The organism is Streptomyces sp. NPDC028722 (genome assembly GCF_040637655.1).
In the GTDB taxonomy this organism is placed as follows: Bacteria; Actinomycetota; Actinomycetes; order Streptomycetales; family Streptomycetaceae; genus Streptomyces.
The window spans coordinates 13,102-28,567 of the sequence record NZ_JBEZWU010000037.1; the positions used below are offsets into that span (position 1 = coordinate 13,102).

Genomic DNA, 15,466 nt, shown 5'->3' on the forward strand with positions numbered 1-15,466 from the left:
GAGCGCCTTAGGGGTGAGAAGGTGAAGGGCTTCCGCAGCTTCATCCTGCGCGGCAACGTGGTCGACCTGGCCGTCGGCATCGTCATCGGGGCAGCGTTCACCGCCGTGGTGAACGGCTTCGTCAGCGCCTTCCTGACACCACTCGTCGGGCTGGCCACCGGCGCCACCGGCAACATGAGCCACAAGACCTTCACCGTAGGCGCCACCGAGTTCCCCTACGGCGCCTTCGTCAACGCGGCGATCAGCTTCCTCCTCCTCGCCAGCGCCCTGTACTTCCTGGTCGTGCTCCCGATCAACAAGCTCCACGAACGCCTCGCCCCGCACCAAGACGTCCAAGCCCCCAAACGGGACTGCCCCGAATGCCTCAGCCCCGTACCCGCCCAGGCCCGACGCTGCGCCTCCTGCACCGTCTCCCTGCCCGCCGTACCCGCTCAGGCCGGGGAGACGACCCAGCGCGCCGGGTGACCCGACCTCCATGGCCCGGCCTGGGTTGCCGGGCCCGTCGCGGGCACGTCTGTGGTGACCGTAGTTACCGACGGCGTCCGATGCCGAACCGGCTGCGTGGCTTCACGGCCGGCGCTACGGCGACCGCGCTCGCCGACGAGACCTGACGTCGCTGACTTTGAGCAGCAGGACCGTCCTGCCCGGCCCAGGCGGCTAGTGCTCCCATGGACGCGGCAACATGTGCCACAGGGTTCTGAGCCAGTCGGGCGGGTTGGTGAGGAACTTGTCCACCAGCCGGTCGGTGATGGAGCGGGCGGCCCCTTGAACGGCGCCTTGGCTTCTGGTGCCGGTGCCGTACGTGCCCGACGCTCGGTCCCGTCCGCTGGGCCTGGACATCAGGGAACCGAAAACCGTGCGCGGTCTGGAGCCCGGTCACCGCTTCCACACCGCACGGTGGGCACTGTCCGACATCCCCACCCGGCACCGCCCACCCACCCCTGCGCCCGAACCCCGGCTGCGAACCAGGACCAGGACCAGGACCAGGAGGAGTGGGAGATCCCCCGCCTCCCGCTGCAGTACGAGCGGGCTGTCCTGGCCGGCGCCGCAGTCCGCGAGAAGCTGCGCACCACCGCCGCGACGCGCGGCCGGCGTACGACGTCACCCGGCACCAGCAGGCGGCGATGCCCGAGCAACTGCTTGCACCCCCGGACGCCGACCCAGACCACGACGACCAGGAGCCCAAACCCGACCGACAGGAGGCAGTCGACCTGACGGCACTGCGGGCCCTGCGCGACTCCCGCACCGACGGGGAAGCTCTTGATCTCACAGCCGAGCGGCTGCGCCACCTTGGAGACACTTTCCCCGCAGCGGCCGACCGGGCCCCCGCCACGACGGACCGCTACGCGCACCGCGACGATGCCGGGAGGCCGCACTCGGTGCGCGAGAACGACCTGCAAGCGCACCACCCGCAGGAACCCGGACGTGTAAGCAGCTCGTACCGGGCCCCACAAGAAGCGGGGGCGGCTTGCACGGACAGCTGACGCCTTGGCCCTCTCTAGCCCATGAGACTCACTCTGAGACCGGCGCCGCTGCCCACCGATGGATCCGTCGTGGTGACGGGGGCGCCGGGAAGGCCTGCACCGACCCCGGCCCGCGAGGCCTCCCTATGGAGCGGCAGCCCGGCGCCTACGCCACCACCACGAGCCCAGCCATTCTGTGAGCTTCACCACGACCTACCAGACCCCACCCGCCTCCTGACCCACCGGACCGTGGCCGCACCCGCGTTCCGCCGGGACGGTCGGCCTGCCGAGGATCAACAGACGCGTGGCAACGCCCCCGGCGAGTCGCCCGTCACGGTCACCGACATCGCCGGCAACGCCTCCGCCGAGCTGTCCGTCACCGTCGACGCCCGTCCGGGTCGCTGGTGCCACGGCGCCCGTCGGAGCCCTTCCCGCCCCCGGCTCCGTCGGGGCCGCTCCCTCCGGTGAAGGAGGCGAAGAACGTGGGGCCGGCCGCCGCGAGACCACGGAGGCGGTCCAGCTCGCGCCGGTCCCGTTTGGTGGGGCGGCCGGTGCCCCGGTCACGCACGCCGGCGGGGGCGACGGCGTCCCGGGCCGGAGGCGGTGGGGACTTGTCGACGTAGCACTGGGCGGCCACGGTCGCTCCGACCCGCTTGCGGATCAGGTGCTTGACGATCACGACGCGTTCCCGGCCCTCGTGCCGCAGCCGTACCTTGTCACCCGCGCGCAGGCAGCGGGCGGGCTTCACCCGCTCTCCGTTCACGTGCACGTGCCCGCCGCGGCAGGCGGCGGCGCCGAGGGACCGGGTCTTGACGAGGCGGACGGCCCAGATCCAGCTGTCGACGCGGACGGCCTCGCCGTCGGCGGCCCCGGCGGCGGCCACGACAGCAGCGATCTCGCTCTCCAGTGGCTGCGCCCCGCGGGCCGGGTCCGTGCCGGCCCGCTCACCGGCTCGCCCCTCGCCCGTGCCACGGCCCACCTGCTCGTCCCCTGCTCCGGAAGCCATGTCCCGACCTTAACGCGCCGGGGTCACCGAGCCGGAAGCCTTTTGCGGTGCCCGTCGGGCCCCACACCCCGCGTGTGGTTCTCCCATAAGCGTCTGCTGCGGGCACCAGCAGGCTGCTGACGTGACTTCCGACAGCCTTGGCGAGCGGCACCCCGCTCAGCCCAGCAGGCTGCGCACGCACGCGGCTGGCTGCGCAAGGGCTTCCATCAGGCTGCGATGGTCGTGCCGTGCTCGGCCGCCGGTGGGGCGAGCCGGTCCCGCTCTGCCGGGTCCGTCCCGACCCTCGCCAGCGCCTGGCCGACGCCGTCCGCGCCCACCGGCGACCCCCCACCCCAGGCTTGACGGTGTCGCGCGAGCAGGGGTCAGTGCCGGAGCCACTCAAGTAGTTCGTCGTGGCGTACTTGGTAGACGGTGCCGGCCGACCTCAGCAGTCCTCGTTACTGAGGTTTTCAGGGTGGGGTCAGTGGGTCGATAGCCAGGCCTGTGGCGGTGAGGCAGCCATTGGTCAGGAGGGGCCGGAGTTGGATCCTGCGTGACTCGCGGCGGAGTTTGCGGTCGAGGTCGTGGGGTGTGTCGAAGGCAGTGTTGGCCATGGCCCTGCGCACGAGTGACCAGACGGCCTCGACGGGGTTCAGGTCGGGTGCGTATGAGGGGAGACGGACGGTGGTGGGCCAGTCATGCTCGGTTTCGTACTTTTCAAGCACGCTGCCAGGTGGGTGTCGAGATTGTCCCAAACCAACACGATGGGACCGTCGAGCTGAATGTGGGCCCTGACCAGCAGGTCTCGGTAGTCCTGCCAGGAGAAGCGCTTCCGTGCTCCCTTCAGGAGCAGATGCTGACGGGGCCGGTAGATCAGTCTGCGCTCTCGCCAGGTTTGTAGCAGCACAGCGCGGCGACCGAAGTCCTGCGGCGGGATCTTCCCCGAACGCGAATAACGGGCGTGTGGTCACGTCGTCCCCAGGTCCGAGCCCGGGGCGGAGTCATCGCGAATCCTGTCTCGTCCTCGAAGACGATCCACGCCCCGGCCGCCGCCGCGAGACTTATACCCGCGGCCACACCTCCTTCTTCCACAGCTCCACCGCGTACTCGTCGCGTTCGAGTGCACGGCGGGCAGGTGCCTGCCAGGACCAGCCGTGCCGCTTCATCAGCCGCCACACCGTCGCCACCGACAGGCTCAGCCGCAGACGACGGCGGATCACCGTCTGGACCCGGGTCAGAGTCCAACGCTCATCGTCGAAGCCGTGCGCTGACGGACCCTAGCCGAGTTCCTCCTCGAGCACCGCGAACTGGGCATCGGTAACGGTTGGGGAGTCGGCCGGGCCCACGGAGCGTAAAGCCTCCATGCCGCCCTCGCGCCAGGCCCGGCGCCGGCGTTCCACCGACCGCACACTCACCCGCAGGTCCTTCGCGATCACTGCGGTCTTCTCACCCGCCGCGAAACGCTCGCCGGCCTGGAGCCGGATCCTCTCCCGAAACGCCCGACGCTCAGCGGTCAGGCCCCCACCCTCCGGATACCGCATCCCACCGGCATACCGCAGGGATCATGAACCGTCACCGCCCCGACGACAACCCGAAAACCTCAGTAACCCAGGACACCCACGCTCTCGACATGCTCCTTTAGCACCACTCTCCGTCTCCTGGACACCCAGACAACCGGTGAGGCCAACCACCAACGGCTGATCGCTCCCTGTCCCTCCGAGCGCGCCCACACCGCCCGCAACGGCCCTGCCGCCCAGGGCACCCCCTGCCGCTTGCTGGAGCAGACCGCACCCATGGCACCGGCTGCGGCCCCAAGCCCGCCGCCGACGCCCGAGGCAATACCGACCCGCGGCCCCACCCGCCAAGAGCGCGTCGCAGCGGCCCGCGACGAGTACGGCCACGCCACCAGCCGCAGCCCCCGTCCCCTTCGGAGTACCTCTCCCGGCTCCGGCCGTGCGGCTGCCTGGGCGCGGTGCGAAACCGCCGGGCCGGTCCGGGCAGTCCGCAAGCGCCGCATCGGATTCGTCCAAGACGCCCGAACTGGCTCGTTCGCAACCTGCGACGGAATTTCCACACTCCCCGCAGAGGACGCCATGCAACTCGCACAGCATCAGCCGGCCCCTGTGCCGGTGGGGCACCGCAGGGACCGCGCTGCTCACCCTGACCTTCCACTTCGCCGCACCGGCCCCGCCGTGGCTTTGTTCACCGATTTCGGCAGCAGTTGTTCAGTGCTTCGGGAGGCACCCGGGCCGCGGCGTGTTCGATGTTCACGAGAAGCGAGAAGCGAGAAGCGACAGCACCCGCGCACGCCGATGAGAATGTTGCCGCGCCAGCCGGGCCCTACGAGCTACTGAATGCTCCAGCGGTGCAGATGGTCGGGATCGGTGGGGCAAGCGAAGACGTTGAGCTCGCCGGAACGGTCCACGGTGACCTTGGTGGGGGTTGCGGACCGAAAGGCGGGCAGGTCCCGGTCCTAGCTGCCGGCCGTCGGCGTGGCCGTCGGCGTGGCCGTCGGGTGCCACTCGCGGCGGAGGAGGCCGAAGACCCAGGAGTCGGAGACGTCGCCGTTGACGACGCAGTCCTCGCGGAGGGTGCCCTCGCGGACGAAGCCGAGCTTCTCCAGGACCCGGGCGGACGCCACGTTGCGGGTGTCGGTCTCGGCCTGGACGCGATTCAGGTCCAGGGTGTCGAACGCCCACCGCAGGACGGCGTGCGCGGTCTCCGTGGCGTAGCCGTGGCCCCACACGGCGGCGTCGAAGACGTAGCCCAGGGAGGCGCTGCGGAAGTCCGGGTTCCAGCTGGTCAGGCCGCACCAGCCGATGAACGCGCCGTCGGAGACGCGGTCGACGGCCACCCGCGCTCCCGTGCCTTCCTCCTCGATCGTCCGGCAGGTCGCGATGAAGCGCTGGCCGCGGGCCGGTTCGGTCCACGGCGGGGAGTCCCAGTAACGCAGCACGTGGGCGCTGCTGTGCAGCGCGTAGAGCGGCGCCGCGTCGGCGTCGGTGAACGGCCGCAGTCGCAGGCGGGCGGTGTGCAGCTCGGGGGTAGGCAACGTCATGCGGAGCATCCTGCCGCGTCACGCTCACCCCCGGCCATCCGTTTGTCCGGACGGTCGGGGACGCGTACGTCGGTCGGAGCACTAGACCCCGACGGCGTCGGCCATCGCACCCCCAGCAGCAACCTCTCCGTGCCAGTGCTGCTGTCGAAACCCGTGAACATTTCGATTCCCTCTCAGGTCTGGGGTACGCAGGTGGGCTCCGGCAGTGCGTACCACCACTGGTGGCTCTACACCGACATGGACACCGGCGGCCGGGACTTCGTCTCCGCCTACTACCTCAGCGGCCAGGTTCCTGCCTGCCGGGCACACAGCACTCCGGGCCGACGGTCGGTGACCGTCGGCCCGGATCCAGCCGTTCACCGGCTGCGGCAATCGGCCGCTACTGACGACCGTTGACCGAACCTTGGAGCTCGTTGTTGGACTTGTGGAGACCCTTCTTGCTGGTCACCTTCGTCGTCTTCTTCGTGGTCTGCCGGAAGACCCTGGTCCCGTCCGGACGGATTTCCACCTCGCTGGTGGTTTCCGTCGTGGTCTCCCTGGTCTTGACACCACGCTTGTGGTTCTTGTGGTTGTTCCAGTCGTCATTGTCATGACCATTGTGGTTGTGCCAGTCACCGTCGCCACCACGATCACTGTGAGACATGACCGTGCTGGCCGCAGCGGAGTGCGGCGCCGCGGGAGCGGCAAAGGCGCTGGAGGACAGGAGGCCTCCTCCGGAGAGCAGGGCGGTCGTGGCGGTCAGCAGGGCGAGACGCTGGGTGCGAGACGTGCGGATCATGGCGGTTCTCCTTGATCGGAAGGAAGGAAGTGGGTCACCTGGTCTGTGTGAACCCATGCCTTAAGTAAGCCCTCGCCGCTCTGCCGCGTCATGCCGCTACATCTCGGGACTTGACAGATGACGGCGGCTGTTGCACGACCGGACCGACACTCTGTGAGGCGTGGTGAGGTCTGGGCGCTGCCCGACGGCGCAGCGCGGCACGTCCGGGCGCAAGGGCAACGACACGACGGCCGGGGGCGGGCGGAGTGGCGGGTCTGGGCAGGCCCGGCAGCCCGGCACGGTGACCGGACCGCGGGCACGGCCGGGCGGAGGCGGACCGGGCGGCCAAGGGCCGGCACAGCCCGCCCGGCCCGGCGGACAGGCCGCCGGCGGCGGCTCTGTCCCTGGCATGGTGGCATTCGGCGCGATTACGCAACGCTACGGGGCTGCGGCCTCTCATTCGGAAGGCGAATTGTCCGGGGGGGGGGGGGGGTCCTCGGCGCATCGCCCTATGCCCCCGCACGCCCACCCCGGATCGCACCGTCACCGGCGAGCCTGCCCCTGCCGGTCACCACGGACCGAACCCACGGCCAGCTGCCGTCTTTCGGAGTCGACGGCCTAACCCACCCACCGGCAAGGTCGGGCCACACCCGACCACCGGGCCACGACCACCCCGACACATGGCCCGACACCAACCCGTTCGCCCCCGCCCCTCGCGCCCGCCGCACCTTCCAAGAGACCGTCCAGCTCCTGGAACTCTTCGTCCACCGCGAAGGCCGGGGCCCCGCCGCCCGCGATAGCATCCGCGTCGACGGTGACACGGTCAGGATCGGCGCCTGGCTCGCCAAGACCCGCACCAAGCACCGCGCCGGTCAACTCCCCGACGAGCACGGCCGCCTGGTCGCCGCGCTCTTCGACGGGGACTGGACGAGCCAGGACGCAGTCGCGGCCGTACTGGCGTAGTCGACGACTGCGCGGGCTCGGCCGCATCGTGCTGGCCTGGGCGTCGTCGCCCTTCAGCCGGACTTCCCACCCGAGAAGTCCGCTCACCGGCTCGCCTGGTGGCGTGACCGTCGCCGGTAGTGCCCGGCATGTTCACGGTGCCACACACCGTGTGTGTGAACGGGCGGGGCATGGCGGGACGAACACCGCGCCCGGCTGCGGCGGTTCAGCCGGCCGCGGGCAGCTGGGGCGTGCAGATCCGGCACAGGCGGTAGCGGATGCCGCCGCGCGGGCCGATACGCTCAGCCACCCAGGCCGCCGCCTCGCCAGGCTCCATCATCCGCTTGTGCGTCGCCCACCCGGAGTCGAGGGTGCCGTCGTGAGCGAAACGTGTCAGCGCGCCCTGCATCCAGATGGAATCGTCTCCCTGGATGTGGCCGACCGACTGCGCGATCTCACGGCATGTGGCCTGGTGCAGCGTGTGCTTGCCCGCGGCGTAGGGGTACCGGTCGGGCTGGTCGAACCGGCGCCGTTGCTCCACCGACTGTGCACGGATGGCGGTGAACCGTTCGCCGGCTTCCGCGCAGACCGGGCACCCGGCAGCACACACCGACACCTCCGCGGGGCCCTCGAGCCGCTCCCAGCCCACCGGCCCCGCAGGCGCCGGAAAACCGGCCCCGGCAGGCTCCGGCTCCGCGCGCCGCGACGAGGGGACCTGCGCGAGACGAAGAACCGCCGCGGCCCGCCGGGCTGCCTCACCCGTAACACGCTGCTGCCGGGAAGGACGTGCTCGCTTCGCCATGGAAAATCGCTCCTTTTTCACACCGCTGCTCACCCAGAGCCGTCCAGACGCCCGAGGCTGCTCCCACGGCCACGGCGGCGTCACAGCACACCAGCATGGCAGTCAGCCGGGCGGAGCTCACGGCACGGCGCGCGATTTGATCCGGTTTGCTCTTCCTGGAGTGCGGTTTCCCGTGGGCGGGGGACCGCGCACGCCGCCTGCGGGTGACGAGGTGAGGGAACACGGGAGTACGTCCCGCCAGCCCGCATCCGTTTCAGCACAGCAGACCTGCCGCACTCCCCAGTCCCCACATCCCTCCGCGGCGTGATCGTGCCGGCAGCCCTCAGATGCCGGCACGGGCACTTCCCGACCTCGGGCCGGTGGTACATCGGCGAACCCATGCTGGCTGCCGCCGCTGGCCACGGTGGAGACGGGCGTACGGGTGTCGGTGCCGCGCTCGGTGCGCACTCATCGGCTGTGGATCGAGCGGATCGAGCCGCTGCTGATCGACCGCTGGGACGGCGCGACGCCCCATGTGGCGTCCGAGTACCGTGACCTGCTCCTGGAGGTGCTGGATGCGGTGTGCGGCCGAACCGGACGTGAGCTGGAGCCGACCGAGTACGTCGACGTGGACGTGCGCCTGGACGCTGTCCGCGCCGAGGGGCGGCTGCTGCTGGAGTGGGCGGGTGTGGAGCTGGCTCATGCGGGCGATCAGCACTCCTGGACGAGCCCACGCCTGACGCACTGCGAGGTCGTCGCCGGCGCGATGCTCCTGGGCACGGAGGGGCAGGGTGAGACCGCCCGGCGGCGGATCACCTGGGAGCCCGGCACGGTGCTGCGGGTGCTAGGCACTGTCCGGCGGATCATGTGCGGAGCCATAAGCGGATCGCTGCTGCGGTGACCGTGCCGTGGAAGACGTAGGCCCGTTTGTCGTAACGGGTGGCGACAGCGCGGGAGTTCTTGAGCCGGTTGATGGTTCGCTCGACCTCGTTGCGACGTCGGTAGCGCTCGCGGTCGAACCCGGCGGGTCTGCCGCCCGTGCTTCCTCTGCGCCGACGGTTGGCCCGCTGGTCCTTCGGCTCGGGAATCGTGTGCTTGATCCTGCGTCTTCGCAGGTAGCGGTGGTTGCGTCGGGCACTGTAGGCCTTGTCGCCGCTGACATGGGCGGGCCGGGTCCGGGGCCGTCCTCCCAGCGGCCGGTGAACCCGGATCCGGTCCAGGACCTCGATCATCTGCGGAGCATCACCGCACTGGCCCGGCGTGACCAGCAGGGCCATGGGACGGCAGCCACCCTCGCCGGCGAGGTGGATCTTGAAGGTCAGACCGCCCCGGGACCGTCCGAGTCCCTCATCGGGGCGGTGGTGCCGGGGCGTCGTCCTTTTTTCGGAACCCGCGGCCTGGCCTTGCGGGCGCCGGCCGCGTGCTGGTGAGCCCGGCAGGACGTCGAGTCGACTCCCACCATCGACCAGTCGATCCGCCCCGCAAGGTCGGCGTCGGCCTGGACCGCCTGCAGGACCCGGTCCCAGGTGCCGTCCGCCGACCAGCGGCGATGACGTTCATAGACCGTTTTCCAGGACCCATAGCGTTCCGGCAGGTCACGCCACGGGACACCGGTCCTGACCCGGAACAAGATCCCGTTGATCACTCTGCGATGGTCGCTCCACCGGCCTCCCCGACCGCCCGCAGACGGCAGATGCGGCTCGAGCCGCGACCATTCGCGGTTCGTCAGATCCCCCCGACTCATGCTCTAACCAACGAGCAGCCAGTCGGAAAGTCACACGATCCGCCGGACAGTGCCTAGGCGTTCCTCGCGCAGCCCTTGCAGGGGAACCGGCCGATGCCTACGACGTGGTGGCCGTCAGCACGGATGATCCCACTGATGCGGTGCGCCGTCAGGGCTGGCGGCTGCTGGGTCTGAGGCATGGCGACGAGGTCCCGCCGCCCCCGGCCGACGCAGCCGAAGGACGTCTGGGCCCGATTCCCGGCAAGTGGCCTCATGGCCTGTACGAGGTACCCACGGACTACCCCGGCGAGCACCTCGCTGACTCCCTGCACGTGGACGAGCAGGCCGGCAGCATCTACGTCGCCCGCCGGGAACCGGCCCACATCACGGAGTACGTTCTACCGCTGACCGGCGACCGCGCACGGCACTGGAGGCATACACACAGGCCTACGGCCGGTCGGAGGCCGCCTATGCCACCATCGGCGCGAACGAGGCCGCAGCCACCGCGTTCGCCGGCACCGAGTTCACCCCGCACCGCCTGTACCGGATGCTGCGCATCCTCGCGGTGCGCGACGCTGCCGATGCCGCCGCACTGACCGGCCGCTCACCCGCCGAGTGGGCCGAGGCCGGATGGAACCTCGACCGGCTGGGGTTCGACCTGGCCGGGCAGCCGTTCGCCGCGACGGCCGACCCGGCCCGGTGCTGGACGGCCGCCGAGGCTGCATACCTCGCCGACGCCGGAATCGGCGCGGCGCGCGCCTATGAACTGCGCGCCGACGGTGAGCGCGTCCGCACCGTGGAGGAGGTGATCGCCCAGGATGCGGTTGCGGTAACAGAGGCGGGTCGCAAGGCGCTGGAGTTGCTGGCCGCTGTCACCGAGGCGGTCCCCGGTGACCTCGCCGAAGCGCTGGCGAGGGCAACGCACCCACACCACCGAGGACGAATGGACGGACGACCACCGCAGTCCGCTCGGTCCCCAGGGCAGCGGGGTCTGGGTACGCCTGGCTCGGCACGACCTCGGCCTGGCGGATGGCTCGACGCGCTCGTTGTGGGAGGTCAGCGACGGCTGGTGGGACTACGGTGCGGACGCCGACGCCGGCGAGACCACCACCGTGTCCTTGTCCGCCGGCAGGGCCAGGACCGACTGGCGCGAGGTCCGGGACGCCCACCGCCGACCTGCACCGTCGGCCCCCATTCCGACCGTGGAACTGCCGTGCCCAGGTCAAGGCGTACGGCACTGTGACAACTGCGGCTTGACCACCATCACACCGAACGAGTTCGTGGAACTGGACTGGATGCGCGCCAGCCTGGGACTGGCGTGCGCCCCCCGCTGCTACGACGCCATGAGCGATGCCCCCGGCCGCCACGCCCAGCGGCATCACCGCGCCTGGACCGACCAATGAGTTCCCCGCCGGCCGCCCGCGGGCCCACAGCAGACGCCGCCTTGAAGGCCCTGCCCAGCCCAGCCCTTCCAAGGCGCGGAACCTGGCTGGCGATCGCAGTCCGTCCCAGGGGGACATCTCACCGGCCCGGCATCCGCTCGCCCGACGACCTGCAAAGCTGGCAGCCCCACAGCCATCCCCCGCGGGGCCAAACAGATCCCGCTGCCCGTTCCGACGTCGCTGGCCGCTGGCCGCTGGTCGGCCCGGTCCGGAAGCCGCGGGGCCGTCGCCGCGCCGGCGCTGAGCCGCGCTGGACTGCGGATAAGACGTCGTTGTGGCGTACGCATGACGTGCATAAACAGCCCCTCACGGGCACCCCGGGCGCGCTTTGGCGCCGGCGGACTCGTGGGCAACATCGGCGACATGGATTCTTCACCGGGACGCCCAGCTGCTTCGGTGCAGCCAAGCAGTGAGATTCGTGCCCAGGGCGCGCCGACGTCGACCCGGTGGCGCAGTGGCCCGGGCGTCCGCAGCGGTACGGGCGCATGCGGCCGGTGGTCGACGTCGCGCTGGCGGCTGTCGACGTCGGCGCCGGGGGTGTACACCACCGCCACCGGCCTTGTCATCGATACCCGGGCCCGTTCGGGTTCGCCGCAGCGCCCGCTACCACTGTTGACGCCCGGGCCCGTCACCTCACTCTGGTCCTGCCGCACCTCGCCCCGCCTACACATCCCGGCTCCTCGATGCCCGGTAGGCATGCGCTGGTGAGGACCAACTGCGCGCCCCGGACCCGGCCGTGGGGGATGTGTACGTGCGTGACGGTGGCCGCCGCGTATCCCCGCCGCCCGCGAGACGTCCGTCGGTGCCGGGACTGCGAGCGCCCACCGCCGTGGTGGAGTGAGGCCGCCAACGGCCGGCAGACGCATCCCCCTCGAAACGCCGCCCACATCGCGATCACAGCCCGTAGCCTGCTCGTTGACGGCCCCGCGCGGGCCTGCGGGCTTCTTCGGCATCGGAGGCTGACCGGTCGTGAGCGTTCCTCCTCAGCAGCGGCCAGGTGACGATCTCGTCCCTGGATGGGGGCGGCGGCTGACCGTCCCGTGCCCGGCATGCACCCTGGCCACGCACCGCCACCGCACAGTGGAGTTCGACGGAGTGACCACCTACCGGCCCCAGGCGACAGCCGATGCCGTGCGAGCGGTCACCGGCGACGAACCGGACGCAGAGCGGGCGTGGATCGCGCTGGTCCCCGGCGATTTCCCCGCCCGCTACTTCGCCGACACCGAGGTCTTCCACCTCTCCGGCGGCATCGCCTGGGCCGGCCCCCACCACCGCGACTACGGCAACGCCAAAGTCGGCCATGACGCCTGCTGTCCCGGAATGCACGCCAGTCAGCCCGACACCAGCCGCGGAGCGGGAGAACTGTGGCGCGCTATGCGGCTCAGGCTCGCCCGCGGCCCGCAGCCCGCGGCGCATGCCTTGACCGGCTCAGCGCGTGTCAAGATGAAGGTGATTGAAGGAGGCAACAGCCGGTGAACCACGCCCAGCTCGTCGCCTTGGGCCGAGCGCTGCGCCTGACCGGGGAACACGGGCAGCGCCTCGAAGATGCGGCCGCCGTGACGGATGTGTCCGAGATCCGCAGCGACCTCCAGCGGGCCCGCACGCTCGTCGACGACGCGATCCAGACGGCGAAGCCGACCACGCGCTGCCTGGACCATCCAAGCGGCCCCGTCGACCCGGACGCTGCCGATCTGTGTCTGCTGTGCGAGACCCGCCGCCGCGCCGGACTGCGCACACTGCCCCGCACACGCACCCATCACCCGGACGACCAGGAAGCGCCACCACTTCGCGTCCCCTCCCGCCACGCGATCCGCGCCGACGATCCGCAACCGGTCAGGCGGTGGCTTCCGGAGATGTGGAACGGCCGCGCCTGGCAACTGTGCGGCACCCCCCGCACCAGCCGGACCGAGGCCGAGCAGTACATCGACCAGCTATTCACAGGGCCGCAGCCGGCCGACGCCTACCGGCTGGTGCACGCCTACACCGACCACAACGTCATACGGGTCTGGGGCACGCCCACCCCGGTGTCCTGGACCGTCGAGCTGTGAACAACCCGCCAGTCGCCAGCACCCCGCCCGGAACAGACCTGGCGATGGTGGCACTGCGGCAGGCACGCGAAGACGCCCGTCGCCACCGCTACACCGACCCGGCCACCCACCGCAGACGCACGCCCGTGCGCCGCCGGACAGGCAAAACCGAACCGGGACACGCCTCGACCAAGTTCTGCAGGCTCTGTTCCCCCAGGCCGGCCCCCGTGTGCTGCTGGAGTGGCCAGCCGGGGCAGGCGAGGTCGCTCGTCACGTGCGCGCCGCTGCTTTAGACGCCGAAACCGGCACCCTGACCCTTGCTGCCGACTCCAAGGCATGGCTCACCCAGGTCCGTCTCCCGGCCCCCGCTCTCACCGACGCGCTCAACGCCCGTCTCACCCCCGGCACGGTCCGCTCCATCCGCCTGGTCAGGCGCACCATCTCCCCACTGCCTGCCGGCCTCTTCCCACCGCACGAAAGCATGCCGCCGCCCACATCGTCCCTCGCCGGTCTCCTGCTACCGCTGCCCGCAGCACAGCCGGACCCGGCCGTCCAAGCGGCGCTGGAACGTCAACATCGCGCCATGCCACGGGAGCGGCTCCACCACGTCGATGAACCGGAGCCGAACACGGCGGGGACCTCACCCGCGCCATGGCTACGCTGGCGAGGCAGCACGCGCCGCACCCGCGGCACGACAACCCGGGGGAAGACCGATTGACCGTCGAGGACGCCCACACCGACACCACACCGCGTGACCCGCACGACCTGCCCGCTGAGAAAGCGGTGCTCACGGCGATGCTGCGGTCGAAAGACGCGATCGCCGACATCGCGGCAGTCCTCACGGGCGACGACTTCTACCGGCCCGCCCACACCCTCATCTACACCGCGATCCTCGACCTGCACGCACGCGAGCAGCCCACCGACCCGATCTCGGTCATCGCCCACCTCAGCAAAGAGGGCACGCTGGAGGAAGCCGGCGGCACCCCCTACATCACCGCCCTCATCGACGGCTCCCCACCAACCCGGAAATGGATGACGGAAGCCGAACGCGTGCACAACGCAGCCATGCTGCGCCGCACCAAGATCGCCGCCGTCCACATCGAAGACCTGACCACCGACTGCGAGCCCGGCTTCGCGCAACGAGTCGCCGACATCGCCCAGGCGGAAATCTTCGCCGCGACCACCCGGCGCCCCCTGCTCCCGCCCGCCAGCCCGCTGGACGAGGTCATGGAAGGCACCCTCGACTGGCTCGAAGCCGTAGGCAGCCGCACGGACCCCCTGCCCGGCGTGCCCACCGGCTTCAGCGACCTCGACACTCTCCTCGGCGGCCTGCACCCCGGCCAGCTCATCATGCTGGCCGCCCGCCCGGCCATGGGCACCTCCACCCTCGCCGTCGACTTCCTCCGCGCAGCAAGCATCAAACACGGCCTGCCCAGCGCCCTGTTCACTCTCGAAGCCGACCGACACGAAGTCGGCATGCGCATCCTGTCCGCCGAAGCCCGTGTCCCCCTGCACCACATGCGCTCGGGCACCTGCACCGACGAGGACTGGACCCGGATGGCCCGCCGGATGCCGGACATCCAGGCCGCGCCCCTCTACATCCAGGACGGCTCCTACGCCGACATCCACGACCTGCGCGCCCACTGCCGCTACCTGGCCGCCCGCAAGGACGTCAAGCTCATCGCCATCGACACAGTCCAGCTCCTGACCTACGGCACCCGACAACTCTCCTCCCGGTACGAGGAGGTGAGCGAGATCGCCCGCTGCCTGAAACTCCTCGCTAAGGAGCTGCGCCTGCCCATCCTCGCCGTCTCCACCCTCAACCGCGGCCCTGAACAGCGCACCGACAAAAAAGCCCTGCTCAGCGACCTGCGGGACTCTGGCGCACTCGAAGACACCGCAGACGTCGCCATCCTCCTCCACCGCGAGGACGCCCACGAGAAGGAATCCCCTCGCGCAGGGGAAGCCGACCTGATCGTCGCCAAACACCGCAACGGTCCCACCGCGACGATCACCGTCGCCTTCCAGGGCCACTACTCCCGCTTCATCGACATGGCCCAGACGTAAGGCTCGAATGTTGTTGGGTCTTACGGCTGATGTCGTAATCGCACTAGCCGTGTCGTACCGATGTCGTATACGACATCGCCGTGAGACTAGCGCGTGGGTGGGTGTTGCTGCCCTGCGTGTGTGGTGCTCGTCGAGCTCCGGTTGGACTCGACGCGTTTCAGGGGTCCGTCCATCTGTGGTGACGCATCTTGTTGCCGTTCCTCTGTGGCCTAATCAGCACA

15 protein-coding genes and 1 pseudogene are annotated in these 15,466 nt (G+C 70.5%); 7 read left to right on the plus strand and 9 right to left on the minus strand.

Going from position 1 to position 15,466, the window contains the following annotated elements; all coding sequences use genetic code 11:
- Positions 1 to 21: 21 nt before the first annotated feature.
- On the plus strand, positions 22 to 465 hold the full coding sequence (gene mscL, locus AB0F03_RS34040) for a large conductance mechanosensitive channel protein MscL (protein ID WP_361999326.1): 444 nt from the start codon (positions 22 to 24) through the stop codon (positions 463 to 465).
- A gap of 192 nt (positions 466 to 657) precedes the next feature.
- On the opposite strand, the gene AB0F03_RS34045 is transcribed toward mscL, so the two are convergent.
- The 8 genes and pseudogenes from AB0F03_RS34045 to AB0F03_RS34080 all read right to left on the minus strand — a co-directional run bounded on the left by AB0F03_RS34045 (position 658) and on the right by AB0F03_RS34080 (position 8,007).
- A complete protein-coding gene (locus AB0F03_RS34045) occupies positions 658 to 840 on the minus strand; it encodes a hypothetical protein (RefSeq protein ID WP_361999329.1) in 183 nt (60 codons plus the stop codon).
- A 999-nt stretch (positions 841 to 1,839) separates the two neighbouring features.
- Positions 1,840 to 2,469, minus strand: coding sequence for an RNA-binding S4 domain-containing protein (locus AB0F03_RS34050; RefSeq protein ID WP_361999332.1), 630 nt, complete (start codon positions 2,467 to 2,469; stop codon positions 1,840 to 1,842).
- A gap of 449 nt (positions 2,470 to 2,918) precedes the next feature.
- A pseudogene (locus tag AB0F03_RS34055) lies at positions 2,919 to 3,453 on the minus strand (transposase).
- Between the two features lie 56 nt (positions 3,454 to 3,509).
- Complete coding sequence (locus AB0F03_RS34060; RefSeq protein WP_361999334.1) at positions 3,510 to 3,668, minus strand: winged helix-turn-helix domain-containing protein; 159 nt, start codon at positions 3,666 to 3,668, stop codon at positions 3,510 to 3,512.
- Positions 3,669 to 3,725: 57 nt separating this feature from the next.
- Positions 3,726 to 3,989 carry a helix-turn-helix domain-containing protein gene (locus AB0F03_RS34065; RefSeq protein WP_361999336.1) on the minus strand — a complete coding sequence of 88 codons (264 nt, stop codon included), beginning with the start codon at positions 3,987 to 3,989 and terminating at the stop codon, positions 3,726 to 3,728.
- Between the two features lie 932 nt (positions 3,990 to 4,921).
- Positions 4,922 to 5,506: a GNAT family protein gene (locus AB0F03_RS34070; RefSeq protein WP_361999339.1), complete on the minus strand. Its 585-nt coding sequence runs from the start codon at positions 5,504 to 5,506 to the stop codon at positions 4,922 to 4,924.
- A 379-nt stretch (positions 5,507 to 5,885) separates the two neighbouring features.
- Positions 5,886 to 6,284: a hypothetical protein gene (locus AB0F03_RS34075; RefSeq protein ID WP_361999342.1), complete on the minus strand. Its 399-nt coding sequence runs from the start codon at positions 6,282 to 6,284 to the stop codon at positions 5,886 to 5,888.
- Between the two features lie 1,147 nt (positions 6,285 to 7,431).
- A complete protein-coding gene (locus AB0F03_RS34080; protein WP_361999344.1) occupies positions 7,432 to 8,007 on the minus strand; it encodes a hypothetical protein in 576 nt (191 codons plus the stop codon).
- 403 nt (positions 8,008 to 8,410) lie between these two features.
- Between AB0F03_RS34080 and AB0F03_RS34085 the strand changes: the two genes are divergently transcribed.
- Positions 8,411 to 8,887 (plus strand): hypothetical protein, encoded by a 477-nt coding sequence (locus AB0F03_RS34085; RefSeq protein WP_361999347.1) that lies wholly within the window; start codon positions 8,411 to 8,413, stop codon positions 8,885 to 8,887.
- Here the strand turns inward: AB0F03_RS34085 and AB0F03_RS34090 are convergent.
- A protein-coding gene (locus AB0F03_RS34090) for an IS5 family transposase (RefSeq protein WP_361999350.1) occupies positions 8,850 to 9,730 on the minus strand; the annotation gives its coding sequence in 2 pieces (ribosomal slippage) (positions 8,850 to 9,370 and positions 9,370 to 9,730; 882 coding nt in all). The genes AB0F03_RS34085 and AB0F03_RS34090 overlap by 38 nt on opposite strands.
- Before the next feature lie 869 nt (positions 9,731 to 10,599).
- Here AB0F03_RS34090 and AB0F03_RS34095 point away from each other — a divergent pair.
- From AB0F03_RS34095 to AB0F03_RS34115, 5 genes are all read left to right on the plus strand, one after another.
- Positions 10,600 to 11,112 carry a hypothetical protein gene (locus tag AB0F03_RS34095; protein WP_361999353.1) on the plus strand — a complete coding sequence of 171 codons (513 nt, stop codon included), beginning with the start codon at positions 10,600 to 10,602 and terminating at the stop codon, positions 11,110 to 11,112.
- Between the two features lie 1,134 nt (positions 11,113 to 12,246).
- Positions 12,247 to 12,627, plus strand: a complete 381-nt coding sequence (locus AB0F03_RS34100) for a hypothetical protein (RefSeq protein WP_361999356.1) — start codon at positions 12,247 to 12,249, stop codon at positions 12,625 to 12,627.
- Positions 12,624 to 13,199: a hypothetical protein gene (locus AB0F03_RS34105; protein ID WP_361999359.1), complete on the plus strand. Its 576-nt coding sequence runs from the start codon at positions 12,624 to 12,626 to the stop codon at positions 13,197 to 13,199. Before AB0F03_RS34100 ends, AB0F03_RS34105 begins: the two co-directional genes overlap by 4 nt.
- 184 nt (positions 13,200 to 13,383) lie before the next feature.
- Positions 13,384 to 13,896, plus strand: coding sequence for a DUF721 domain-containing protein (locus AB0F03_RS34110; protein WP_361999403.1), 513 nt, complete (start codon positions 13,384 to 13,386; stop codon positions 13,894 to 13,896).
- Complete coding sequence (locus AB0F03_RS34115) at positions 13,893 to 15,245, plus strand: replicative DNA helicase (protein ID WP_361999361.1); 1,353 nt, start codon at positions 13,893 to 13,895, stop codon at positions 15,243 to 15,245. The genes AB0F03_RS34110 and AB0F03_RS34115 overlap by 4 nt, the downstream gene beginning before the upstream one ends.
- Positions 15,246 to 15,466 lie beyond the last annotated feature (221 nt).